Raw genomic sequence first — 24,411 nt, forward strand, 5'->3', positions numbered from 1 at the left:
AGCCACCTGGGAACATGAACGATATTGCGCATAACCTGGCACAGGTCAGGGACAAAATCTCAGCCGCTGCAACGTCCTGCGGCCGTGCTCCAGAAGACGTTACGCTGCTTGCAGTCAGCAAAACAAAACCTGCGAGCGCCATCGAAGAAGCTTACGCGGCGGGTCAGCGTGGCTTTGGTGAAAACTACGTTCAGGAAGGCGTTGATAAGATTCGCCATTTCAAGGATTCGGGCATCGCGGATATCCAGTGGCACTTTATCGGCCCCTTACAGTCCAACAAAAGCCGCCTCGTGGCTGAACATTTTGACTGGTGCCATACCGTGGACCGCCTCAAAATCGCCAGCCGCTTAAGCGAGCAGCGACCTGACTCTCTGCCACCGCTGAACGTGCTGATTCAGGTCAATATCAGTGATGAGCAGAGCAAATCCGGCATCTCCCTTGCCGAGCTGGACGCGCTGGCGGCGCAGGTGGTGGAATTACCCGGTCTTTGCCTGCGTGGACTGATGGCGATCCCTGCTCCCGAGGCTGATTATGAACGGCAGTTTGCCGTGGCCCGCCAAATGGCTGTCGCATTTGACGCACTTAAGGTACGTTACCCTGGCGTGGATACCCTTTCGCTGGGCATGTCAGACGATATGCAGGCCGCGATTGCGGCAGGCAGCACCATGGTGCGCATCGGAACCGCCATTTTTGGCGCGCGCGATTACACAAAAAACTAAGGAAAACTGAGGAACGCCATGAATACGTTGTCCACTCTCCTGTCACTGATTATCCAGGCTTACACGATGGTGCTGTTGCTGCGTATCTGGATGCAGTGGGCGCGCTGTGATTTTTATAACCCGTTTTCCCAGTTTATCGTGAAAATCACCCAGCCGATTGTTGGCCCGCTGCGTCGCATCATTCCTTCAATGGGGCCCATTGACAGCGCATCGTTGCTTATCGCGCTGCTGCTGTGTGTTGTGAAAGTCTTCCTGAACCCGTACGTCTCCATGAACGGCGTGTTCATCGTGCTGGCGGCGGTGCTGATTGTTATTAAAACGCTCGGTTCGCTGATCTTCTGGGTGCTGCTGTTAATGGCAATCATGAGTTGGGTCAGCCAGGGGCGTAGCCCGGTGGAATATGTGCTGCTGCAGCTTACCGAACCGCTGCTGCGCCCGATTCGCCGCCTTCTGCCATCAATGGGCGGTCTCGATTTCTCGCCGATGATTCTGGTGCTGCTAATGTATGTCATCAATATGGGCGTGATGGAGTTTTTGGCTAACACCATCGTACCGTTAGCCTATATCTGGAACTGGGCATGAGTGCTGTCACATCCTGTGACGACGGGCTGGTGCTGCGGCTGTATATTCAGCCAAAGGCCAGCCGGGACAGCATTATTGGGCTGCATGGCGACGAGCTAAAAGTCGCCATTACCGCCCCACCGGTCGATGGGCAGGCCAACGCCCATCTGGTGAAATATCTCGCCAAACAGTTTCGGGTGGCCAAAAATCAGGTGCTGATTGAAAAAGGCGAACTGGGCCGCCATAAACAAGTCAAAATTACCCATCCGCAACAGATACCTTCGGCCGTCACGGCCCTGATGAATTAGGATCTATTATGCAAAAAGTTGTTCTCGCAACCGGTAATGCCGGTAAAGTGCGCGAGCTTGCCTCGCTGCTGAGTGATTTCGGTCTGGATATCGTGGCGCAAACCGAGCTGGGCGTGGAATCCGCCGAGGAGACCGGCCTGACGTTTATTGAAAACGCGATCCTGAAAGCGCGCCATGCCGCCGAGGTGACCGGTCTGCCCACGATTGCCGACGATTCCGGCCTGGCAGTTGATGCGCTGGGCGGCGCGCCGGGCATCTACTCCGCACGTTACTCTGGCGTGGATGCCACTGATGAAGCGAATCTGCAAAAATTACTGACCACCCTGCAGGATGTGCCGGACGATAAACGTCAGGCTCAGTTCCACTGTGTGCTGGTCTATCTGCGTCACGCCGCTGACCCGACGCCGCTGGTGTGCCACGGTAGCTGGCCTGGTGTGATTACCCGTGCGCCTGCCGGTCAGGGCGGGTTTGGTTACGATCCGATTTTCTTCGTCCCGACGGAAGGTAAAACCGCCGCCGAACTGACCCGCGAAGAAAAAAGCGCTATCTCCCACCGTGGGCAGGCGCTGAAACTGTTACTGGAAGCATTACGTAATGGCTAATTTGCCACCTTTAAGTCTTTATATTCACATTCCGTGGTGCGTGCAGAAATGCCCGTACTGCGACTTTAATTCCCATGCATTGAAAGGCGAAGTGCCTCACAATGATTATGTGCAGCACCTGCTCGCCGACCTTGATGCTGATGTGCCTTACGCACAGGGACGTGAAGTAAAGACGATCTTTATTGGTGGCGGTACGCCGAGCCTGCTCTCCGGCCCGGCGATGCAGACGTTGCTGGATGGCGTGCGTGAGCGCCTGACTCTGGCGGCGGATGCGGAAATCACAATGGAAGCCAACCCCGGAACGGTCGAGGCCGACCGCTTTGTTGAGTATCAACGTGCCGGGGTGAACCGCATTTCGATTGGCGTTCAGAGCTTTAGCGAGCCGAAATTACAGCGGCTGGGGCGTATCCACGGCCCGGAGGAAGCCAAACGCGCCGCGCGGCTGGCAACCGGACTTGGGTTGCGCAGTTTTAACCTCGATTTGATGCACGGCCTGCCGGATCAGACGCTGGAAGAGGCGCTGGACGACTTGCGCCAGGCCATTGAACTGAACCCGCCGCATCTCTCCTGGTATCAGTTGACCATCGAACCCAACACGCTGTTTGGCTCGCGCCCGCCGGTGCTGCCGGATGACGATGCATTGTGGGATATTTTCGAGCGTGGCCACCAGTTACTGACCGCCGCGGGCTATCAGCAATACGAAACTTCGGCGTACGCGAAACCGGGCTACCAGTGTCAGCACAACCTCAACTACTGGCGCTTTGGCGATTACCTGGGTATTGGCTGCGGTGCGCATGGCAAAGTGACCTTCCCTGACGGGCGCATTTTACGCACCGCGAAAACGCGCCACCCGCGCGGGTATATGCAGGGTCGCTACCTTGAGCGCCAGCACGATGTGGAAGCCGCCGATAAGCCGTTCGAGTTCTTTATGAACCGCTTTCGTTTGCTGGAAGCCGCGCCGCGTGCGGAGTTCGCGCTGTTCACGGGGCTGGATGAAAGCGTGATCCGCTCGCAGCTCGACGAGGCCCTGGCGCAGGGCTACCTCACCGAGTGCGAGCAGTACTGGCAAATCACCGAGCACGGTAAGCTGTTCCTCAACTCCCTGCTGGAACTTTTCCTGAGCGAATAATATGTACAGAACTATCCCGCTCGCTTTATTAAGCGGGATACCTGTTTCCCCGCCAATTAAAAAAACTGATATGGCTATACCGCTTATCAGCCAAATACATTCTCAGAATAAATGTTGTTATTTCAATTTATTCATCACGATAATATTTAACGCTTTTTAAAAATATCCACACTGACAAAAAATAAAAACTGTGAGACAGACACCTTAAAGATGTCAGACAACCAGGATAATATGTCATACAGAAATAAGGATTATTGATTTTAGATATAGACCATTAATGTGCATGGAGCCAAACAATGAGTAAACTCTCTCTTTCCAAAACACTTGTGTGTGCATCGCTTATTTCGTTATTTTCTTTGAATGCTATTGCGCAGGATAAAGTCACGTTAAAGCTTGCGCATAACCTTGAGCGAAGCCATGTTGTACATCAGGCTTTAGATGAAATGGCTAAAGAAGTCAAAAAACTGTCTGATGGTAAAATGACGATCCGCATTTACCCCAGCAGCCAAATGGGAAGCGCAAGAGAGACCCTGGAATTATTACAAAATGGCGCCCTTGATATGACTAAAGGTTCCGCCAGCGATCTTGAATCTTTTGATAACGTATATGCTATTTATAATCTTCCATTCTTGTTTAAAGATCAGGCGCATTTTAATAACGTTGTTTTCGGTAATGTGGGTAAAGAAATCATGGAGTCTACAAAAGACAAAGGTTTCTTCGCGCTTTCTGCTTACGTTGCTGGCACAAGAAGCTTTTATGCCGGGAAGCCCATTACGAAACCGGAAGATTTGAAAGGCCTGAAAATACGCGTTCAGGCCAGCCCAACCACAATAAAAATGATTGAGTTAATGGGTGGCTCGCCTACGCCCATTTCATTTGGTGAGGTCTATACTGCCATGCAGCAGGGCGTTGTAGACGGAGCAGAAAATAATGTACCTTCCTGGGTACAAACGCGCCATATCGAGATTGCAAAAGTCTTTTCGGAAGATGAGCACGCTTCCATTCCTGATTTCCTGGTTATTTCAACTAAAACCTGGAACAAATTAACACTTGAACAAAAAGACATTTTACAAAAAGCAGTTAAGCATTCAGAAACATACCAGCAAAAACTTTGGGCTCAAATCGATGCCGATACCCGTGCTCAGGCAATATCGCAGGGTGGTAAAATTGTGAAAGTGGATAAAGCTCCCTTCCGCGCAGCCGTGCAACCTCTGTTTGATGAGTTTAAAAAAGATCCTAAACAGGCCGCATTATTAGCAAAATTCGAAGCCGCTGCTGAATAATATCTACCAGGGCCAGTCATTGGCCCTTATTCACCTGGATAATTAAAGATGATATTTAACCGCATAAAGCTGGCGGTCGATCGCACGATCGCGGCGTTTTCTATTATGGTGATGAGCGTACTGGTTATTTGCGTCGTATGGCAAGTATTTAGTCGTTATGTTCTCAATCAGCCCAGTACATCAACCGATGAACTTGCACGTTTTCTGATGATTTGGGTAGGTTTACTCGGCGCAGCCTATACCGTTGGCGCTCAGCGCCATCTGTCAATTGACCTCCTGTCAATGGCGCTACAACCGCGTAAACAGGCCCTATTGACCATCGTAGTAAATCTGCTGATTTTCCTTTTTTCTGGCGGAGTCATCGTAACGGGGGGAATGAAATTGATCGGCAAAACGCTGGCAACCAACCAGGTGTCAGCCGCGATGCAAATCCCTATGGGTTACATCTATCTTATTTTGCCACTGACCGGAATCGTAATGATGTTCTACGCCTTGTGGTTCATAAATGTTGGCATGGATAAACTAAAAAATCCCATCGAAGGAGTAGATTAATGGATGGCTATATCGCATTAACGTTATTTGGATCCTTTTTCATCCTGGTTTTCCTTGGAGTACCTATTTCATTTGCTATTGGTATTTCTACCGTTAGCTCCATGCTCCTTATGTTTCCCTGGGACATTGCCGTTATTACGGTTTCACAGCGACTGGCTAATGGGCTGGATAATTTTGCCCTACTGGCTATTCCTTTCTTTATTTTTGCCGGAACACTGATGAATCGAGGCGGGATTGCTCTACGCTTGATTAACCTTGCGCAGGTCATGGTTGGCCGCGTGCCCGGTTCTCTGGGGCATGTTAACGTACTGGCAAATATGATGTTTGGTTCTATTTCAGGCTCTGCGGTTGCCGCAGCGGCAGCGGTAGGCGGAACACTTAATCCAATCCAGACCCGACAGGGTTACGACCCCACCCTTTCAACCGCCATTAACGTTTCGTCCTGTATTACCGGCCTCTTAATACCACCATCGAATGTATTGATTGTTTTCTCACTCACGGCTGGGGGCGTCTCCGTTGCCTCGCTGTTCATGGCGGGTTATTTACCGGGCATTTTGATGGGGCTGGTCATCATGATGGTTTGTGCGGTTATCGCCAGCCGACGCGGATATCCGCTTTCAGAAAAACCGTCATTCAAACAGGCACTGACAGCGTTTTTTGCTGCGTTGCCTAGCCTATTATTGGTCATCATTGTTATGGGTGGCATCCTGGGGGGCGTATTTACCGCAACAGAAGCATCTGCTATTGCTGTGGTTTACACTTTCATCTTGTCAGTTTTCGTTTATCGCGAAGTGAAGTGGAGTGAGCTACCGTCGTTAGTCCTTGAATCAGTAGTAACAACATCTATTGTTTTATTGCTGATCGGTTTTTCCGTTGGGATGTCATGGGCAATGACAAATGCAGATGTACCCTACATGATTAGCGATGCGCTGATGTCTATTTCTGAAAATCCGCTCGTTATTCTTTTATTAATTAATCTTGTTCTTCTTATTGTTGGCGTTTTTATGGATATGACCCCAGCGGTACTTATCTTCACGCCAATTTTCCTGCCTATTGCGCAAGACTTAGGTATGGACCCGGTACACTTTGGTATCATGATGGTTGCGAACCTGTGCATCGGATTATTAACGCCACCGGTCGGCAGTGCCTTGTTTGTTGGCTGCTCTATTTCGGGCGTTAAAATTCAACACTTGATTAAGCCTCTACTTCCTTTTTATGCCGCACTACTCGTAGCGCTGGCATTGATTACTTATATACCGCAAATCTCGCTATGGCTCCCCCGCATACTGGGTTTGATGTAATTCGATCAGGCAGGGAGAAACAACGCCCGTTCTAATCCGAAAAAATGAAATGAGCCACCACGGTGGCCCATTTCATTTTCCTCGCCGGGGAGTGATCTGAATCCAGCCCGGCACACACGGGCTGGTTGATTTATTTGATAATACCCTGGCGACGCATAACGGCGATGTCCCGCTCCCAACCTTCGTAATCCATCCGGGCTTTGCTATTGGTGATATCCAAATTGCTCAGTTCGCTGCGGAGTTCATTACGCTTTTCGCGCAGCGGCTCCCGCTTTTTATCGTAAGCCTCCAGGGTTTTCATGACCTATTCTCGCTTGAGCTGAAACTTAAGTTGATAGTTCCGACGCTGATCCTCAAGTGCCGTAGCACGCGCTTTTCGCAGCGGTGTGGCATCGCAATCCGGTTTTTTCTGGCACTCGGCCAGCGCCGGTTCATAAATCGTTTTGTTGTAGTTATTTTCAAAATGCAGCGGATCGTTCTGCCTGCCCACCTCCTGAAGCTCCTCCAGCAGCGCGTGTTGCACATCATCACGGGTTAACTGTTTGCCGTTTTTGTCTTTGCCCCACGAAGCGGCAATCTGGGCGTCCAGCGCGTCAATCTCCTTTTGGAGCAGCTCTTGTTTATCAAGGGATTTATCCAGCGCTTTTTTCTGGGCGGCCCTGTCGGCTTCAATTTTGGCGAGGCGGGGATAAAAATCGCTGTCGGTGACCACCAGATACTTCTCTTTGTTGTTAATGTCCGGTTTCGGATACCCGGCAGGTTTCGCCGCCATCTGCATAGAGAAGAACTCGGCGGTCCAGCCGGAATCTTTTGTCCCCACCGCCTTGACCATCGCCGAGAACTTCACCGGGCGCCCTTTGGTCCAGGTCTGCTCCATAAACTGATAGTTTCCGGCCATACCGACCATGGAATAGAGATCTTCCGTGGCGGAGATATCGCCTTCGGCGGCATAGGTCGCCTGGTTACCGTGCGAATCAAGCAGGCGCGTGATGCTGTCCAGTTGCATTAGCCCTTCCTGCGTCTGATTAAACTGCTTTTTCAGCACCTCATCGGTAGGGATATTGCTATCGGCCAGCACACTGCCCGACAGAAGTATCAACGCCGCCAGTCCTGCGGCCCATTTCATTTTCATCGTCAAAATCCTTTTAATGTCTCTTCCATTAATAACCTTGCGAGTCATGTGGCAATTATTTGGAAAGCGGGTTCCAGTGTCAGCAGAAGGTTGTGGTGAAACAGGGAGAGGGTGGCAGAGTGTGTGGATGGAAATAATACGCTCACATGCAAAACAACTCAGACGCGAACTGACACAAGAAGAAAGACGGCTTTGGTATCTGTTACGCAGCCGCCGATTTTCTCGTTATAAGTTTCGTCGGCAGCACTCTGTCGGCCATTACATTCTTGATTTCGCCTGCTGCGAGGCACGGCTTGCCATTGAGCTGGATGGTGGTCAGCATGATGAGCGGTACGAATATGATGTTCAGCGAACGGTATGGTTAAACAAAAAAGGCTGGATGATCATGCGGTTTTGGAACAATGAACTCTGGCAAAACGAAGAGGCCGTGCTGGAGCGGATATTTGAGGCGCTGCAAATGCTGTTACCCTCACCCCGGCCCTCTCCCTAAAAGGGAGAGGGGGAAATCAGCACCGTAGTCTCAAATCGCACTATCGGTCCCCTCGCCCCTCCGGGGAGAGGGTTAGGGTGAGGGGAACAGACAGAAGAGAAACAACAGAACCTTACTTAAGCCCGCTCACCAGCGCTTTACGGTTAGCTTCCAGCGACACCACGCGGCTACAGACATCTTTACCGAACTGCTGGAAATCCGCTTCCTGGTTTTTCCACTCGTTCTGGATGGCGGTCTGCAAACCGCCGAGGCTCCCGAGCACACCCTGCAGCGGGTTGCCGCCGCCTTTCAGTACCGCTTTGGCGCCCATCTCGTTAATGCTGTCCTGCAGAATACCGCCCATCGCCTGGTTCACCAGTTGTTGACCATTAGCCTGCACGTCATCAACCGCTTTATAGTGGAACGTCAGGCCATCGCTGCGATGCTCAATAATTTTGTTCATCTGCTCTTTAAGCTGGGCATCCAGCTTGGTCAGGCGGCCACGCATATTGCTGCTCTCGCCCACTTCCTTGACGATGATTCGGTCCAGCGCCACGCGACTTTTCTCTACGCGTGAGCGAGCACCTTCATCAATCCACGGCAGCGCGCTGCGCAATTCAGACTGATAATCCCTTGCCTGCTCGCGTTGTGCGGCGCTCAGCGAATACTGTTTACCGTTGAAGGTCACGTTACCTTCCGGCGTTAAGATCAGATTGCCGTTCTCGCCTTTCACCTGGACGGTTTGCGGGCTTAGAACCACATCATCACGCGGGTTCACGCTACATTTGTAATCCGCATTCGCGGCAAAAGCCGTTGCCGTCAGTGCTACCGCCAGTAGCGTCTTGCGCATCATAACCACTCCTGTAGAGACAAAATGGGCCGGCAATTGCCGACCCTTTCATTCTTAGTCCCACCAAATATCGAAAAGTTCGCTGACGCTGACCTCTTCGAATTTGTGCTCCTCAAGCCACTTACGAATCAGCGCCCGGTCCTCTTCGGTGCAATGACCAATGTTCGGTTTGCAGACCAGACCTTCCCATGCCAGGAAACCGCTACCGCCAAAGATCAGGCCGTTAGCTTCAACGGCTTCGCTGATAAACTCATCGACCAGCTTATCAATCTGTTCTTCAGTGGTGCCTTCCGGAAAACGCCATTTGACGGAAAAACCGATCTCCTGAAACTCGTCAATGTGCATCTTTTTACGCAGACGACGACTACGGTTCTTTGCCATTATTTTACCCTCTCGAACATTAAGTCCCATACGCCGTGGCCAAGGCGATGACCACGTTGTTCAAATTTGGTTACCGGGCGCGAATCCGGGCGCGGCACATAATCTTTAGTCGACGACAGGTTCTGATAACCCTCAATAGAGGACATAACTTCCAGCATGTGCTCTGCGTATGCTTCCCAGTCTGTCGCCATATGAAACACGCCGCCCAGTTTCAGCTTGCTCTTCACCAGTTCAGCAAACGGCACCTGCACGATACGGCGCTTATTATGACGTGCTTTATGCCACGGGTCAGGGAAAAAGAGCTGAACCATGTTTAATGAATTGTCAGGAATCATTTTGTGCAGCACTTCGACGGCGTCATGACACATCACGCGCAGGTTCCCGACGCCCTCTTCATGTGCCGAGGAGAGGCATGCCCCCACGCCCGGTGAGTGCACTTCAATACCTAAAAAGTTCTGCTCAGGACGGGTTTTCGCCATTTCCACCAGCGATGCGCCCATACCGAAGCCAATCTCCAGCGTCACCGGCCCGCTATTGCCAAACAGGGCGGCAAAATCGAGCGGCTGCTCAGCAAACTCAACGCCCATCACCGGCCAGTAATTATCAAGCGCGTGCTGTTGCCCTTTGGTCAGGCGCCCCTGGCGGCGGACAAAGCTGCGGATACGGCGCAGCGGGCGGCCGTTTTCATCAAATTCTGGTGAGATGACGTCGTTATTCATAAATAAGTCTGCTTGTGAGAGTGTTCAGGAAACGGGCATTATCCAAAGTTCGATACAGTATGCAAGATGAAAGCACCGGAAAGTTCCGGTTTACACGTTCATGCCGCTGTGCTGCAATCAGCCCCCCTGTTAACGCGATGTTGGTGACCATGCAAGCGTCTCAATTTTCAGCCCAGGTTCTGGACTGGTACGACAAATACGGGCGTAAGACCCTGCCCTGGCAAATTGAAAAAACGCCTTACAAAGTATGGCTATCCGAAGTGATGTTGCAACAGACTCAGGTCGCAACTGTCATCCCTTATTTTGAGCGTTTTATGGCACGGTTTCCCACCGTCACCGACCTGGCTAATGCGCCGCTTGATGAAGTGCTGCATTTATGGACCGGACTCGGCTATTACGCCCGTGCGCGTAATCTGCACAAAGCGGCAAAACAGGTGGCCGAACTGCATGGCGGCGTCTTCCCGCAAACCTTTGAAGAGGTTGCCGCACTGCCGGGGGTCGGACGTTCAACTGCCGGCGCCATTCTTTCTTTATCACTGGGTAAACACTTTGCGATCCTCGACGGCAACGTGAAGCGCGTTCTTGCGCGTTGCTATGCGGTTGCAGGCTGGCCGGGCAAGAAAGAGGTGGAGAAACGTCTGTGGGAGCTGGCTGAACAGGTGACCCCGGCCAAAGGGGTGGAACAGTTTAACCAGGCGATGATGGACTTAGGCGCCATGGTCTGTACACGTTCAAAACCCAAATGCACGCTTTGCCCACTGCAAACAGGCTGTATTGCCTACGCGAACCACTCATGGGCCGAGTATCCTGGCAAAAAACCCAGGCAAACGCTGCCGGAACGCACCGCATATTTCCTGTTGATGCAACATGGCGATCAGGTCTTCCTGCAACAGCGTCCACCGGTTGGGTTATGGGGCGGCTTATTCTGTTTCCCGCAGTTTGAAGATGAAGCGTCATTACATGACTGGCTGGCGCAACATCAGATTAAGGCCGATAATCTCAGCCAACTGATTGCTTTTCGCCACACGTTCAGCCATTTCCATCTGGATATTGTGCCTATGTGGCTTACCGTGTCCTCGTTCAGTTCTTGCATGGATGAAGGTACAGGTCTTTGGTATAACTTAGCGCAGCCGCCGTCAGTGGGCCTGGCAGCCCCCGTGGAGCGCCTGTTACAACAATTACGCATCGGCGTGGCGATGTAACGCCGCGCAGAGTAAAGAGGACTATTTATGAGCCGCACTATTTTCTGTACCTTCCTGCAACGTGATGCAGAGGGGCAAGACTTTCAGCTCTATCCGGGGGAACTGGGTAAGCGTATTTATAACGAAATCTCCAAAGAAGCCTGGTCCCAGTGGCAGAAAAAGCAGACGATGCTGATCAACGAAAAGAAACTCAACATGATGAACGTTGAGCATCGCAAACTGCTTGAACAGGAAATGGTGAGTTACCTGTTCGAAGGCAAAGATGTGCATATTGAAGGCTATACGCCGGAAGATAAAAAATAAATGCATGGCCGCAGCGATGTTCCGCCGTCTGCGGCCTGATTCAGGGTCATTTGTGCAACCAACAATACTTCCGGAATGATGAAAAAATTTTTAGCGCTAGCGATCATTGCGCCGTTGCTTATTTCTTGTTCCAGCTCAAATAAAAATGGCGAGACCTATAACGAAGCCTGGGTTAAAGATACCAACGGTTTTGACATTTTAATGGGACAGTTCGCCCACAATATCGAGAACTTATGGGGATTTAGCGAAGTACTGATTGCCGGTCCAAAAGATTACGTCAAGTACACCGATCAGTACCAAACCCGAAGCCACATCAACTTCGACGAAGGCACCATCACCGTCGAGACCATCTCCGGCACAGACCCTACGGCACATTTGCGCCAGGCCATTATCAAAACCCTGTTAATGGGTGATGATCCGGGCTCTATCGATCTCTATTCCGACGCGGATGATATCCAGATATCCAAAGAGCCGTTCCTGTATGGCCAGGTGGTGGATAACACGGGCCAGCCCATTCGCTGGATGGGGCGTGCGACCAGCTTCGCGGATTACCTGCTGAAAACGCGGCTGCAAAAACGCAGCGTCGGGTTAAAAATCATTTACAGCGTGACGTTTAATCTGGTGCCAAACCACCTGGATAAACGTGCGCATAAATATATTGGCATGGTACATCAGGCCGCTCGTCGCTACGGCGTTGACGAATCGCTGATTCTGGCCATTATGCAGACTGAATCGTCATTTAACCCTTATGCGGTCAGCCGCTCCGACGCGCTGGGGCTGATGCAGGTGGTGCAGCATAGCGCTGGTCGTGATGTGTTCCGCGCGCAGGGCAAATCCGGTACCCCGAGTCGCAGCTATCTGTTCGATCCGGAAAGCAATATCGATACCGGCACGGCTTACCTGGCGATGCTCAATAATGTCTATCTTTCCGGGATAACCAACCCCACCTCGCGCCGTTATGCCGTCATAACCGCTTACAATGGCGGTGCGGGTAGCGTTCTGCGCGTCTTCTCCAGCGACAAAGTACAGGCCGCGAATATCATCAACACGATGGCGCCGGGCGATGTCTATTCCACCCTGACCACACGCCACCCTTCTGCGGAGTCACGTAACTACCTTTATAAAGTGAATACCGCGCAGAAAAGCTATCGTCGCACGAAGTAAGAGGTGACTTATCCCCTTCCGTTTAGCGGGAGGGGATAAGAATTCCCTTTGAACACGGATGTCCCCCGCATACAAATGTGACGAATGTCACTATATTCGACTGCAACCATATCAAGTTTGCATTTATATGTCGGATGTAACAATCTCGCCCCAACTTCGATGATAGAATCGCCTCACATAACAACAGTAATTGTCTTAATTCCAACATCTATACCCTAAATAATTCGAGTTGCAGGATGGCGGCAACGCAGCGAATCCCCAGGAGCTTACTCTGGTAAGTGACTGAGATGAGTGAGAAAAGCCAACGCATATGCAGCTTAAAGTATGGCGGGTATATCAGACTCCTTCGGTGAGGAAACTAACATGAATCTTAAGCTGCAGCTTAAAGTGATTATCTTCCTGCAGTTCTGCCTGTGGGGGAGCTGGCTGACTACGCTTGGCTCTTATATGTTTGTCACCCTGAAATTCCAGGGTGCGGAAATTGGCGCGGTCTATAGCTCCCTGGGTATTGCCTCGGTCTTTATGCCTGCGTTGCTGGGTATCGTGGCTGATAAGTGGCTGAGCGCGAAATGGGTTTACGCTATCTGCCATCTGGTGGGCGCTATTACCCTGTTTATCGCCGCTGGCGTGACCACACCGGGTGCGATGTTTGCGGTTATCCTGCTCAATTCGCTGGCGTATATGCCCACGCTGGGCCTGGTCAACACCATCTCCTACGCGCGCCTGCAAAACGCCGGTTATGACATCGTTACGGACTTCCCACCGATTCGTATCTGGGGCACCATCGGCTTTATCCTGGCGATGTGGGCGGTGAGCTTCTCTGGCTTCGAACTGAGCCATATGCAGCTCTATATCGGTGCCGCACTCTCCCTGGTGCTGAGCCTGTTCTCCCTGACCCTGCCGCACATGCCGGTAAGCAACACCCAGAAAAACCAGACCTGGGTGGAAATGCTGGGCCTGAACGCCTTCGCGCTGTTCAAAAACAAACGCATGGCGATTTTCTTTATCTTCTCCATGCTGCTGGGCGCGGAACTGCAGATTACCAATATGTTTGGTAACACCTTCCTGCACAGCTTCGACTCAAATCCGCTGTTTGCGAATAGCTTCATCGTGACGCACGCCTCCGTGCTGATGTCTATCTCGCAGATTTCAGAAACTGTTTTTATCCTGGCGATTCCGTTCTTCCTGGGCCGTTATGGCATCAAGAACGTCATGCTGATGAGTATCGTTGCCTGGATGCTGCGTTTCGGCCTGTTCGCTTACGGCGATCCGACCCCGTTCGGCACCGTCCTGCTGGTTCTCTCCATGATCGTTTACGGTTGTGCGTTCGACTTCTTCAACATCTCCGGTTCCGTATTCGTCGAGAAAGAAGTGAACCCGGCTATCCGCGCCAGTGCGCAGGGTATGCTGCTGATGATGACCAACGGCTTCGGCTGTATCCTGGGCGGTATGGCGAGCGGTAAAGTGGTTGAGATGTACACCGTTGCAGGCGCAACCGACTGGAAAACCGTGTGGCTGATTTTCGCCGGTTACTCTGTGGTTCTGGCCTTTGCGTTCATGGCGCTGTTCAAATACAAACATGTTCCGCAAGCGGCTGGCGTCGCGCAAAAAGCGTAAGCCTGACTGATTTAATGCCTGCCCGGTGCGCGTGATGCCACCGGGCTTTTTTATGTCTGGCGGTTAGCCTCTGCCGCTAGCCCAACGTCGCCAGCACATACGAGACCGCCAGCAGATCGGCACTGCCGCCGGGGCTGAGATTGCGACTGATTAATGCCTTATCCATCTCTTGCAGGCGCGCAATGTTCCAGCCGTTTTTTAACAGCGTCTGCGCATATTCCTGCACATAGCACAGCCCGTCAATACCGCCGCGGGAGACCAGATTACTGTCGGGATTTATCGCCATTAAGCGCAGCAGCGCATGGTGAAAACGCCGTTCACCCGCCTCCTGATACCAGTACGGCAGCACATGTTGGCGTATCGTAGGAAAGCCCAGTTCCGCCTCACCGCGCGCGCCGGTCAGGCCAAACTGTTGATACTGTTTTTCACCCGCCGTTGTCGCATGCGTGCGGGAAGCCAACTCTCGCGCCACCAGCCCTTTGCAGATCTCAGCCACCTGATGACAGACCGATTGTGCACAGACCAGACGGTTCAGACCGCGTAAACGCCCTGCCGCAAAGCAGATCAGCCCCAGGGAAAAGATGCCGCCTTTATGGGTATTTACACCGTCGGTCGCCTCGAACATAGCCTGTTCACAGGCCATTCCTGCCGGGCGTAATAAGCGCAACTGTTCGCTGGCGGGTTTTAAAGCATGCTCGAACCCGGCTTTTTCGAAGACGCGAAACCAGGGGGTGATGGCATCGATACTGCGTAAAAATAACGCGTGATCCATATCGCTGTGCGAACCGTTGTTCGCCATGTCCACCAGCCCCGGTTTGGGGGTGAGATTGACTTCCAGGCGCAGTGCCGTGGCGGCCAGCGCCCAGACATCAAAACGGGCGAGTTTAGTCGCGAGCGAACCAGCCATCGATCAGGGTCTCCACGCGTGACACGACCTCTTCCATGGGATGACGGCGCGAACGGGCGCAACCGTGGGCAGGTTCATCGCAGACCAGGCAGCGCCGGGTACTGCGATCCAGAGACTGACGTCCCACCTGACCGTTTTTCGGGCATATCACATCAAAATCCCAAAGTCTGCCAAGCGGATGCGTCTGTTCCAGTTCAATACACTGGGCTTTAATTTCAGCCGCGGCATGGTCAACACACCACAGAGCTTCCGCACCGGTCGGCAACCACAGTACCTGGCGATCCAGCACTGGCCAGTGATTCTGCCACAGCAGTTGATCGCAAGCCTGTAGCGCCACCCCCATGGTATTACGGTAACGGATACTGTCTTTCTGCGCGCCGGGGGTGACCAGCGTCAGGGAGATAACCGGATGGTGATAATGAGTGAGCCAGTCAGCCTGCCGCGCTGCGCGGTTTTCTTTCGCCGTCAGCAGCGCTTCAAGGCTGACGCCCGCTCTTACGGGCGTCAGTAATGTCATTAGATGTTCTCCTTCACCTGACGCACAACGTCAATCACGCTGCCGTCACGATAGCGAATAACCCCGACGATACGGTCGGTGAATTCAATGGGTTTCGGTGTCCCGGTCAGCGAGATCGCACGCGCGTACAGTGCTTCGATATCCACCACTTTCAGCCCGGCATTCACCAGGCGCTCGCGGATTTCCGGGCGTGCCGGGTTCACCGCGATGCCGTGGTCGGTGACCAGCACATCAATGCTTTCGCCCGGCGTTAGCAGCGTGGTGACGCGTTTTACAACGGTCGGGATGCGGCTGCGCAGAAGCGGTGCCACAACGATGGTCAAATTCGCTGCCGCTGCAACGTCGCAGTGGCCGCCGGATGCGCCGCGCATCACGCCATCGGAACCGGTGATAACGTTGACGTTGAAGTCAACGTCGATCTCCAGCGCACTGAGGATAACCACGTCCAGTTGGTCACAGCAGGCCGCTTTGCTGCCAGGGTTGGCGTAAACGTTGGTAGAGATTTCCACGTGGTTCGGGTTACGCGCCAGCGATGCTGCCGCCTCACTGTCAAAGCACTGCGTATCCAGTAGTTTTGCCACCAGACCTTTTTCGTGCAGCGACACCAGACCACCGGTGATACCGCCCAGCGCAAAGCTTGCCTTCACACCGAGACGTTCCATTTTCTCTTCCATAAAACGTGTACAGGCCGTTGAAGCCGCACCGGAACCCGTCTGCATGGAGAAACCATTTTTGAAATAGCCGGAATGCTCGATAACATCCGCCGCATAACGGGCAATCATCAGTTCACGCGGGTTGCTGGTCACGCGCGCCGCGCCAACGCTGATTTTCGCCGGGTCGCCTACGCTCTCGACCTGCACGATGTAATCCACCTGATCCTGTACCAGGCTGGCTGGCATGTTCGGGAACGGCACCAGTTCTTCGGTCAGCAACACCACTTTTTTAGCGAACTGCGCATCGACCATGGCATAACCCAGCGAACCACAGCAGGATTTCCCCTGGGTGCCGTTAGCGTTACCAAATTCGTCGCTGCACGGTACGCCGAGGAAGGCGACATCGATATTCAGCTCGCCATCCTGCAGCAGTTTGACGCGGCCACCGTGCGAGTGGATTTGCACCGGCTCCGCCATCAGACCGTGGGAAATCGCATCCGCCAGTTTGCCGCGCATGCCGGAGGTGTAGATACGGGTGATAACGCCGTTTTTGATATGCTCAATCAGGCTTTCGTTACAGGTCATCAGCGAGCTGGAAGCCAGCGTCAGATCTTTAAAGCCCAGTCGCGCCAGGATTTCCACCACGTTGTTGATCACCCGGTCGCCTTCGCGAAACGCATGGTGGAACGAAATGGTCATGCCGTCTTTCAGGCCACTGCGGGCAATGGCATCTTCCAGGGTGGCGCACAATTTGCGGTTATGTTTGCTGTCGAGATCGGCAAGCCACGGCGTGCTGGCATGGGCGCTATCGAACGGTTTTAAATCGCGCAGATGCGGAAAATTAACGTGGAGAAGCTCTGTCTGATTCATTGTTCTGTCCTTACCGACGCACGCCGGACGCGGCGGCACGTTCCAGCACCATTCGCGCATGATTAATAATGGGGCCGTCGATCATCTTACCGTTCAGCGACACCACGCCCAGCCCGTTGCGTTCGCCCTCTTCTGCGGCTTCGATCACTAACTTCGCGTGATCCACTTCGTGCTGCGTTGGCGCATACGCGTTGTGCAGCAGATCGATCTGGCGCGGGTTGATCAGCGACTTGCCGTTAAAGCCCATTTTGCGGATCAGATCGACTTCGCGCAGGAAACCGGCTTCGTCATTTACGTCCGACCACACCACGTCAAAGGCGTCGATCCCGGCGGCGCGTGCCGCATGCAGTACGGCACAGCGGGCGTAGAACAGCTCGGTGCCGTCGCCGCGTTCGGTTTGCATGTCCATCACGTAGTCAAACGCCGCCAGCGCGATGCCGATCAAACGCTGAGAACTGCGTGCGATCGCCACGGCATTGATAACACCGATCGCGGATTCGATCGCCGCCATCACCTTCGTGGATCCGATTTCACGCCCGCAGGCCATTTCAATGCGTTCAAGATGGCGTTCGAGTTCGTAAATATCTTCCGGCGTGTCGGTTTTTGGCAGACGAACCACATCCACCCCGGCGCGGACCACGGCTTCCAGATCTTTCAGGCCAAACGGGGTATTGAGCGGGTTGATACGAACGACGGTTTCGATGTCTTCGTACATCGGGTGTTGCAGCGCATGAAAGACCAGCAGTCGCGCAGTGTCTTTTTCACGCAGCGCCACGGCATCTTCCAGGTCAAACATGATGGAGTCCGGGCGGTAAATAAACGAGTTGGAAAGCATGGCGGCGTTGGCGCCTGGGAGAAACAGCATGCTACGACGAAGCTTTTTCATTGCAGTTTCTCCCAGTCAATATTGTCACTGTCACTGGCGCGTAATACCGCGCTCTGTAGGCGGGCGCGGATCACACAGTCCAGCGCACCTTTATCTTCAATAATGATCAGTCCCTGGTGGACTTCCATGGCGCGCAGCGTGGTGGTCACCACATGGCGAATTTGATCGCCGAACTGCTTAATCACTTCACTGTGGATGACGATGTCCAGCTCGCCATCAGCGGGGGCTATTTTCACCATCAGGTCGCTGGACTCCATAGTCCCGGCCAGCGCCTCCCTAACAATTTTCATAATTTATTTCCTGAGTTTTTTAAGCGACTTCCGCGCTGTAGTGCGTTTCGAGATGCACGAAAGTGGTATCCGGTACTATTTCCCGAATACGGGAAAACTGGTGCGTCTTAAGTAGACGACGAACTTCCGAGGCAGAGATGGCATTGCCCGTGGCTTTGATGCGTGGGATCTCCACCACCTCTACCGCGCCTGTAAGCAGGCGGTGCATAGTCTGGTTGTACTGGCGCGTAATATCGCAAAACGGCTCTGAGCCGATAAATCGGTGGGTAATACCCAGCGCGGGGGCGATGTGGTCGCGAAAAATCAGCAGATCGATTTCGCTCCACGCCTGCTGTACCTTGCCGGTCTCTTTGAGGAAATAGGCCGGAAATGTCGCCCGCGAAATGATGTATTCCGATCCCTTGTGAACGGTCACGTTTGGCAGATGAGCGACCCCTGCCCGTACCATGTCCAGACGGTCGGTGAAGGGGAAAAACGACGCATCCTCCTGAACCACGAACAGATGTAAGTGATCGCAGGAATGCGCCGCTTGTTCCACCAGATGGCGGTGCCCAAGGGTGAACGGATTAGCGTTCATCACGATAGCCCCAACGCGCTTTCCTTCTACGCGATAAGGCTGCAATGAGCGGCAGTAACGGCTGATGCCAAAGGGCGTGTTTTCCATTAACACCGCGTTGTTGCCGCTCTGCGCAATAGGCCAGAATCCGCTGTGTGCAAAGCGCTCCTTGTTACAGGGGCGCGTACAGAGGAACAGATGAAAATGTCCCCGTGACAGCGCGAGGTGTTCCACCTCAGCCAGCAAACGGGCGCTAAGATTTTCTCCGCGCAGGCTTTCATCTACCGCCACACATTTGATGACATTGGCGGCCAGGCCCGCACAACCCACCAGCCGGAGTCCCGACCAGGCTTCAACGAAAGTGGTGATATCGTTGTCCATGCCTAAGCCGCTGTCCGCGAGCAGATTACGAATCTGCGTAAAACGCTGTGCGCCGCTCGTGACATCCGCAATGCGAAAATCAATGGGAGGTTGTGCTTGCATAAATCCGCCGCGTTCCTTAGTGCATGGGCGACAGCGATAAGGCTGGCGCGTCCATAATCACATTGCTGAGATGACCGATATTCTCGATCTCCACTTCGATGCGATCGCCCGCGTTCATGAACAGCGGTGGGTTACGTTTTTTGCCAACGCCCCCCGGTGAACCGGTGATGATCACATCGCCAGCATTCAGGCGCGTGAAGGTACTGATGTACTCGATAAGCTCCGCCACTTTGTGGATCATGCTGGCGGTGTTGTCTTCCTGCACCATGCGGCCATTCAGCCAGGTGCGGATCGCCAGACTGTGCGGATCCGGAATCTCATCCGCCGTGGTCATCCACGGACCGAACGCGCCGGTCTGACGCCAGTTTTTACCGGCGGTAAACCAGGTGTGCTGCCAGTCGCGTGCAGAACCGTCCATATAGCAGCTATAACCGCCAACGTGGCTCAATGCCTCTTCACGGGAGATATTCTCTCCGCTTTTACCGATGATCACCGCCAGTTCACCTTCGTAATCAAACTCGCTGGAATGACGCGGTTTGAGTACCGGAGTCTGGTGGCCGGTTTGCGAATCGGCAAAACGGACGAACAGCGTCGGTGCCGGGTTGTGCTGATCAAACTCTTTACGTTTGTCGGCATAGTTCATGCCGACGCAAAGAATTTTCCCTGGGTTATCAATCACCGGCAGAAATTCCAGCGCATCGAAGCTCAGATCCGGTTTTTCACCAGACAACTGCTGCGCTTCATTTAACGCGTTGGCAGCGAGCAACGATTTCAGATCGCTGTAACGATCGCCCAGACGGCGTCCCAGATTGATCACACCATCCGCCTTCACGATCCCGTAACTGCGGATCCCCTGATGGACAAAGCTTGCGAGTTTCATATCAGTTCCTGTAACACATGAATCAGACGAGGAAGTTGCCGAGAACCAGCAGTGATACCGAGACGTTGATCGCGCCGCCGATACGGGTAGCGATCTGTGCGAACGGCATCAGGCTCATACGGTTACCTGCAGTGAGGATGGCAACATCCCCGGTGCCACCCTGCCCGCTCTGACAGCAGGAGACGATGGCGACATCAATCGGATGCATACCGATTTTTTTACCTACGAAGAAGCCCGTGGCGACCAGCGCGGACACGGTGCTGACAATCACCAACAAGTTAGTGAGGGTGAATGCGTGTACCAGCTCCTGCCACGGGGTGATAGCCACGCCCACAGCGAAGAGGATTGGGTAAGTCACAGAGGTCTGGAAGAATTTGTAAACGACCTGAGAACCTTCGAGGATCTTCGGCGATACGCCGTGAACCAGTTTGACCAGCACCGCCATAAACAGCATGCCAACCGGCGCCGGCAGACCAATCAGTTTGTGGCCCAGCATACCCAGCATGTACAGCAGCACGGCCAGCAGCGCACCGGATGCGATAGTGGTGACGTCAGCTTTACCACTGAACGCAGGCGTAGCAGGGGCTTTCTCATCGGTGTTATCACGATTCGGCATCAACTGACCTTCACCAGTCAGGTGCGGGAAGCGTTTACCCAGTTGGTTCAGACAGCCAGAGATAATGATGGCAGTCAGGCCGCCAAGCATTACCATCGGCAGTACGCGCCCCAGCGCAACGCCCTGATCCATATGCAGAATGGTGGCGTAACCGATAGAAAGCGGAATGGCGCCTTCACCCACACCACCCGCCATGATTGGCAGAATGATAAAGAAGAAGATCTGGAACGGTTCGAGACCGAGCAGCAGCCCCACGCCCATCCCGACCAGCATGCCGACGATTTCGCCACACAGCATCGGGAAGAAAATACGCAGGAAGCCCTGAATCAGCGTGGTGCGATTCATGCTCATAATACTGCCGACAATAATGCAGCAGATATAGAGGTACAGAATGTTAGTGGATTTGTAGAACTTGGTGGTGGACTCGACAACCACATCCGGCAGCAGGCCATAATAGACCATTGCAGAAGGGATGAAGGTAGCGCAAATCGCCGCCGCACCCAGTTTACCGATAATCGGCAGGCGTTTACCGAACTCACCACAGGCGAAGCCGAAAAACGCCAGCGTTGCGACCATCACAACGATATCGCTGGGTAATTTACCGCCCAGACAATCGATGGCGATTAATGCACCAGCAAGTAAAAACAACGGCAATGGAATAATCCCGACTTTCCAGGTATCCATAATGTGCCACCATCTGTCTTTCAATGATGGTTTTTGAATCGATAGCGACTCAGAGGTAATAGAAAAAGAATCGTCAGTTGTGCTCATAATTAAGCCCCTTGGTTATTTTGCATTTGTAGCTTAAAGGGCCAGGTTTTTACGTTATGTGAAGCGCAGCATAATAAAACCGAAGTTTTAATGGCACCTATGGTTTTTATGGTTTCTTTAATTTAGTGTGATTAATGCCGTAATTACTTCCGTGGTTTTTATGGTTTTTTTAAATAAAAAAACAAGTTAATAACATTTCCAGAAAATCTTTGTTTCTTTAGCGCCGCCAGTCAGCGTCTGGTGTGCAAGGGATCACAAGTTTCCAGTAAACTCGCCACTGTCAACAGGAAAGATGTTACATTACCGTTTTTGTTGCTCTGTGCGTACCACACCATGAAAGTTTCTTTCCAGATTAAGCTCTTTATTTCGCTGGTACTGTTTTTCTCCGGTTTGTTCATCTTACTGGGTGGTTATTATTATATCGATGTCGGTCGCCAGCTTTATCAGGAAATGAGTACGCGAGCCAAAATACAAGCTGAAGAAATAGCGATAATTCCGAATTTACGCAAGTCGGTTGCTGAAAAAGATATTCCCGCGATTGCAGAATTTATGCAACAAGTAGTCGATCGCAGCGATGCCAGTTTTATTGTCATTGGCGATGATAAAGGCATTCATCTATTTCATTCGGTTTATGATGATCGTGTGGGGACTACGCTGGTCGGGGGCGATAATCAGGAAGTGTTACAGGGTAAAAGCCTGACCACTATCCGCCAGGGCGGCCTGGGTATTTCCTTACGCAGTAAAGCACCGATATTCAATGACGCAGGCAAGGTGATTGGTATTGTTTCCGTGGGTTATCTGACCAGCTATCTCGATACCATCACGCTCGGCAAGGCAATCAATATCTTTATTGCCGCCGTACTGCTGTTAGCGGCGCTGTTTATCTTCTCGTGGTTCTTTACCCGCAGTATCAAGAAGCAGATCTTTTCACTGGAGCCGCGAGAAATCGGCCTGCTGGTGCGCCAGCAAAAAGCGATGATGGAGTCGATTTACGAAGGGGTGATCGCCATCGACAGCAATCTGCGCATCGAGGTGATAAACCAGGCCGCGAGAACATTGCTCAATCTGAGCCAACCCACGCGCGAACTGCGGGGGCAATTGATCTCCGACGTGATTCCGGCCGTGCCCTTTTTCTCCCGCAGTGCGATGCTGGCGAAAGATACACACGATGAGATCTGCCGTTTTAATCACGCGACGGTCATTGCCAGCCGTGTGCGCATTATGCTGGAAGATAAGCTGCAAGGTTGGGTCATTACCTTTCGCGATCGTAACGAAATCGACAGCCTCAGCGCCCAGTTGAGCCAGGTGAAACGCTATGTCGATAACCTGCGTATCATGCGCCACGAGCAGCTTAACCGGATGACGACACTTTCCGGCCTGCTGCATATGGAACGCTACGATGAGGCGATTCGTTATCTTCAGGCCCAGTCGGAGCATGCGCAGGAGCTGCTCGACTTTATTTCGTCGCGTTTTAGCTCCCCTACATTGTGCGGTTTGCTGCTGGGTAAAGCGGCCCGCGCCCGGGAAAAAGGGGTAGAGTTGGTTTTTGACCCTGGCTGCCAGATGTCGCGCCCCGCGCACCTGCTGGTGGAAGCCGAACTGATATCGATTATTGGTAACCTGCTGGATAACGCCATTGAAGCAACGCAACGCGCCGCGTTGCCGCACGAGCCCGTCGAGGTCTTGATCCTGCAAAATGAGCGCGAGCTGATTATTGAAGTGGCAGATCGCGGCATCGGGATCGACCCGTCCATACGAGATCGTATTTTTGACCGAGGGATGACAACGAAACGCAACGGCGATCATGGCATCGGCCTGTATCTGATCTCCAGCTATGTCACGCAGGTGGGCGGCACCATTGAGGTTTCTGATAACGCGCCGCGCGGAACGATTTTCTCTTTATTTATTCCGGAAACGGGTCAGATACAACGCCCCGCTCCGACTCTGGAAGATCAGAATTATGCGACATGAACAGATAGATGTGCTGATAGTAGAAGATGAAAACGAGCTGGCGCAGCTCCATGCAGAACTGATTGGCAAGCATCCACGATTGCGGCTGGTGGGCATCGCCACATCCCTGGCAGAAGCGAAGGCGCTGCTCGCCAGTAAGCAACCACAACTGGTGTTGCTCGATAATTATCTCCCGGATGGCAAAGGGATTACGTTGATTAGCGACCCGATGATCATTCGCGCCAACTGTTCGGTTATTTTCATTACCGCCGCCAGTGACATGGATACCTGTAGCCAGGCGATTCGCAACGGCGCGTTTGATTACATTCTTAAACCGGTATCGTGGAAACGTCTGAGCCAGTCACTGGAACGTTTTGTGCAGTTCACCGAGCAGCAACGGGTGTGGAAGATCGTCGATCAGCAGAACGTGGATTCGCTGTATCAGTTGCAGGCAAAGAACTACAAGCTGGATAACGGCAGTAAAGGGATCGAGGAGAATACGCTGTCTCGCGTACAGACCCTGTTTGCCGATGCGGGTGAGCGCTGTTTTTCCGTGGATGAAGTGGTGACGGAGACGGGGCTCAGTAAGACCACCGCCCGTCGCTACCTGGAGCACGGCGTGGAGTCCGGTTTTTTATCGGTTGAGATGCAATATGGCAAGATTGGGCACCCACGCAGGTTGTACCGCCGGGCGGGCGACGGGGTATAGGTTTCGCGGTTTTCACCTCACCTGAGCGTAT

28 protein-coding genes are annotated in these 24,411 nt (G+C 52.8%); 15 read left to right on the plus strand and 13 right to left on the minus strand.

The annotated features are described in order from the left end of the window. Positions 1 to 14: 14 nt before the first annotated feature. The 8 genes from IP582_RS21040 to IP582_RS21075 all read left to right on the plus strand — a co-directional run bounded on the left by IP582_RS21040 (position 15) and on the right by IP582_RS21075 (position 6,455). Positions 15 to 719, plus strand: a complete 705-nt coding sequence (locus IP582_RS21040) for a YggS family pyridoxal phosphate-dependent enzyme (protein WP_071195983.1) — start codon at positions 15 to 17, stop codon at positions 717 to 719. Positions 720 to 737: 18 nt separating this feature from the next. Next, complete coding sequence (locus IP582_RS21045; protein ID WP_071195982.1) at positions 738 to 1,301, plus strand: YggT family protein; 564 nt, start codon at positions 738 to 740, stop codon at positions 1,299 to 1,301. Continuing rightward, positions 1,298 to 1,588 carry a DUF167 family protein YggU gene (gene yggU, locus IP582_RS21050; RefSeq protein WP_039078023.1) on the plus strand — a complete coding sequence of 97 codons (291 nt, stop codon included), beginning with the start codon at positions 1,298 to 1,300 and terminating at the stop codon, positions 1,586 to 1,588. The genes IP582_RS21045 and yggU overlap by 4 nt, the downstream gene beginning before the upstream one ends. Before the next feature lie 8 nt (positions 1,589 to 1,596). Next, complete coding sequence (locus IP582_RS21055; RefSeq protein WP_193794352.1) at positions 1,597 to 2,190, plus strand: XTP/dITP diphosphatase; 594 nt, start codon at positions 1,597 to 1,599, stop codon at positions 2,188 to 2,190. Continuing rightward, positions 2,183 to 3,319 (plus strand): radical SAM family heme chaperone HemW, encoded by a 1,137-nt coding sequence (gene hemW, locus IP582_RS21060; protein ID WP_193794353.1) that lies wholly within the window; start codon positions 2,183 to 2,185, stop codon positions 3,317 to 3,319. Before IP582_RS21055 ends, hemW begins: the two co-directional genes overlap by 8 nt. 296 nt (positions 3,320 to 3,615) lie before the next feature. After that, a complete protein-coding gene (locus IP582_RS21065; protein ID WP_193794354.1) occupies positions 3,616 to 4,602 on the plus strand; it encodes a TRAP transporter substrate-binding protein in 987 nt (328 codons plus the stop codon). 48 nt (positions 4,603 to 4,650) lie between these two features. Continuing rightward, on the plus strand, positions 4,651 to 5,154 hold the full coding sequence (locus IP582_RS21070; RefSeq protein ID WP_193794355.1) for a TRAP transporter small permease: 504 nt from the start codon (positions 4,651 to 4,653) through the stop codon (positions 5,152 to 5,154). Then, the gene (locus IP582_RS21075; RefSeq protein WP_193794356.1) at positions 5,154 to 6,455 is read left to right on the plus strand and encodes a TRAP transporter large permease; all 1,302 of its coding nucleotides are present in this window, start codon (positions 5,154 to 5,156) and stop codon (positions 6,453 to 6,455) included. The genes IP582_RS21070 and IP582_RS21075 overlap by 1 nt, the downstream gene beginning before the upstream one ends. A 130-nt stretch (positions 6,456 to 6,585) precedes the next feature. On the opposite strand, the gene IP582_RS25425 is transcribed toward IP582_RS21075, so the two are convergent. Continuing rightward, on the minus strand, positions 6,586 to 6,756 hold the full coding sequence (locus IP582_RS25425) for a hypothetical protein (RefSeq protein ID WP_228007921.1): 171 nt from the start codon (positions 6,754 to 6,756) through the stop codon (positions 6,586 to 6,588). Between the two features lie 3 nt (positions 6,757 to 6,759). After that, positions 6,760 to 7,587, minus strand: a complete 828-nt coding sequence (locus IP582_RS21080; RefSeq protein WP_228007922.1) for a DUF1202 family protein — start codon at positions 7,585 to 7,587, stop codon at positions 6,760 to 6,762. 127 nt (positions 7,588 to 7,714) lie between these two features. Here IP582_RS21080 and IP582_RS21085 point away from each other — a divergent pair, with 127 nt between their 5' ends. Further along, on the plus strand, positions 7,715 to 8,077 hold the full coding sequence (locus IP582_RS21085; protein WP_193796324.1) for a DUF559 domain-containing protein: 363 nt from the start codon (positions 7,715 to 7,717) through the stop codon (positions 8,075 to 8,077). Between the two features lie 112 nt (positions 8,078 to 8,189). Here IP582_RS21085 and IP582_RS21090 read toward each other — a convergent pair whose 3' ends face one another. From IP582_RS21090 to trmB, 3 genes are read right to left on the minus strand one after another with little or no spacing between them, the layout of a single operon-like run. Then, a complete protein-coding gene (locus IP582_RS21090) occupies positions 8,190 to 8,909 on the minus strand; it encodes a DUF2884 domain-containing protein (RefSeq protein ID WP_193794357.1) in 720 nt (239 codons plus the stop codon). A gap of 51 nt (positions 8,910 to 8,960) precedes the next feature. Continuing rightward, positions 8,961 to 9,287, minus strand: a complete 327-nt coding sequence (locus IP582_RS21095; RefSeq protein ID WP_039078030.1) for a YggL family protein — start codon at positions 9,285 to 9,287, stop codon at positions 8,961 to 8,963. Further along, entirely contained in the window at positions 9,287 to 10,006 is a 720-nt protein-coding gene (gene trmB, locus IP582_RS21100; protein ID WP_039078031.1) for a tRNA (guanosine(46)-N7)-methyltransferase TrmB, read from the minus strand. The genes IP582_RS21095 and trmB overlap by 1 nt, the downstream gene beginning before the upstream one ends. A gap of 149 nt (positions 10,007 to 10,155) precedes the next feature. Here trmB and mutY point away from each other — a divergent pair, with 149 nt between their 5' ends. From mutY to IP582_RS21120, 4 genes are all read left to right on the plus strand, one after another. Next, positions 10,156 to 11,208 carry an A/G-specific adenine glycosylase gene (mutY, locus tag IP582_RS21105; protein WP_193794358.1) on the plus strand — a complete coding sequence of 351 codons (1,053 nt, stop codon included), beginning with the start codon at positions 10,156 to 10,158 and terminating at the stop codon, positions 11,206 to 11,208. A gap of 27 nt (positions 11,209 to 11,235) precedes the next feature. Beyond that, positions 11,236 to 11,511, plus strand: coding sequence for an oxidative damage protection protein (locus IP582_RS21110; RefSeq protein ID WP_039078032.1), 276 nt, complete (start codon positions 11,236 to 11,238; stop codon positions 11,509 to 11,511). Between the two features lie 75 nt (positions 11,512 to 11,586). Beyond that, on the plus strand, positions 11,587 to 12,675 hold the full coding sequence (gene mltC, locus IP582_RS21115; protein ID WP_193794359.1) for a membrane-bound lytic murein transglycosylase MltC: 1,089 nt from the start codon (positions 11,587 to 11,589) through the stop codon (positions 12,673 to 12,675). A 363-nt stretch (positions 12,676 to 13,038) separates the two neighbouring features. Beyond that, on the plus strand, positions 13,039 to 14,292 hold the full coding sequence (locus IP582_RS21120; RefSeq protein ID WP_193794360.1) for a nucleoside permease: 1,254 nt from the start codon (positions 13,039 to 13,041) through the stop codon (positions 14,290 to 14,292). Positions 14,293 to 14,368: 76 nt separating this feature from the next. Here IP582_RS21120 and citG read toward each other — a convergent pair whose 3' ends face one another. Genes citG through IP582_RS21160 form a run of 8 tightly spaced genes read right to left on the minus strand, consistent with a single transcriptional unit; the run spans position 14,369 to position 21,721 of the window. Further along, positions 14,369 to 15,199 (minus strand): triphosphoribosyl-dephospho-CoA synthase CitG, encoded by an 831-nt coding sequence (citG, locus tag IP582_RS21125; protein WP_193794361.1) that lies wholly within the window; start codon positions 15,197 to 15,199, stop codon positions 14,369 to 14,371. Continuing rightward, positions 15,177 to 15,716, minus strand: coding sequence for a citrate lyase holo-[acyl-carrier protein] synthase (citX, locus tag IP582_RS21130; RefSeq protein ID WP_193794362.1), 540 nt, complete (start codon positions 15,714 to 15,716; stop codon positions 15,177 to 15,179). The genes citG and citX overlap by 23 nt, the downstream gene beginning before the upstream one ends. Further along, positions 15,716 to 17,239, minus strand: a complete 1,524-nt coding sequence (gene citF, locus IP582_RS21135) for a citrate lyase subunit alpha (RefSeq protein WP_039078037.1) — start codon at positions 17,237 to 17,239, stop codon at positions 15,716 to 15,718. Before citF ends, citX begins: the two co-directional genes overlap by 1 nt. 10 nt (positions 17,240 to 17,249) lie before the next feature. Beyond that, on the minus strand, positions 17,250 to 18,125 hold the full coding sequence (citE, locus tag IP582_RS21140) for a citrate (pro-3S)-lyase subunit beta (RefSeq protein ID WP_039078038.1): 876 nt from the start codon (positions 18,123 to 18,125) through the stop codon (positions 17,250 to 17,252). Next, positions 18,122 to 18,415, minus strand: coding sequence for a citrate lyase acyl carrier protein (gene citD / locus IP582_RS21145; RefSeq protein WP_039078039.1), 294 nt, complete (start codon positions 18,413 to 18,415; stop codon positions 18,122 to 18,124). Before citD ends, citE begins: the two co-directional genes overlap by 4 nt. Before the next feature lie 19 nt (positions 18,416 to 18,434). Beyond that, a complete protein-coding gene (citC, locus tag IP582_RS21150) occupies positions 18,435 to 19,454 on the minus strand; it encodes a [citrate (pro-3S)-lyase] ligase (protein ID WP_193794363.1) in 1,020 nt (339 codons plus the stop codon). Positions 19,455 to 19,470: 16 nt separating this feature from the next. Continuing rightward, positions 19,471 to 20,334, minus strand: a complete 864-nt coding sequence (locus tag IP582_RS21155; protein ID WP_039078041.1) for a fumarylacetoacetate hydrolase family protein — start codon at positions 20,332 to 20,334, stop codon at positions 19,471 to 19,473. A gap of 22 nt (positions 20,335 to 20,356) precedes the next feature. Next, entirely contained in the window at positions 20,357 to 21,721 is a 1,365-nt protein-coding gene (locus IP582_RS21160) for a 2-hydroxycarboxylate transporter family protein (RefSeq protein WP_039078042.1), read from the minus strand. A gap of 333 nt (positions 21,722 to 22,054) precedes the next feature. Between IP582_RS21160 and IP582_RS21165 the strand changes: the two genes are divergently transcribed. Together IP582_RS21165 and IP582_RS21170 are read left to right on the plus strand one after the other, a co-directional pair. Next, positions 22,055 to 23,692: a sensor histidine kinase gene (locus IP582_RS21165; RefSeq protein WP_039078182.1), complete on the plus strand. Its 1,638-nt coding sequence runs from the start codon at positions 22,055 to 22,057 to the stop codon at positions 23,690 to 23,692. Further along, the gene (locus IP582_RS21170; RefSeq protein ID WP_193794364.1) at positions 23,682 to 24,380 is read left to right on the plus strand and encodes a response regulator; all 699 of its coding nucleotides are present in this window, start codon (positions 23,682 to 23,684) and stop codon (positions 24,378 to 24,380) included. The genes IP582_RS21165 and IP582_RS21170 overlap by 11 nt, the downstream gene beginning before the upstream one ends. Positions 24,381 to 24,411: the final 31 nt, after the last annotated feature.

Origin of the sequence: Citrobacter sp. BDA59-3, from assembly GCF_015167655.1 — a bacterium.
Classification (GTDB): Bacteria; Pseudomonadota; Gammaproteobacteria; order Enterobacterales; family Enterobacteriaceae; genus Phytobacter; species Phytobacter diazotrophicus.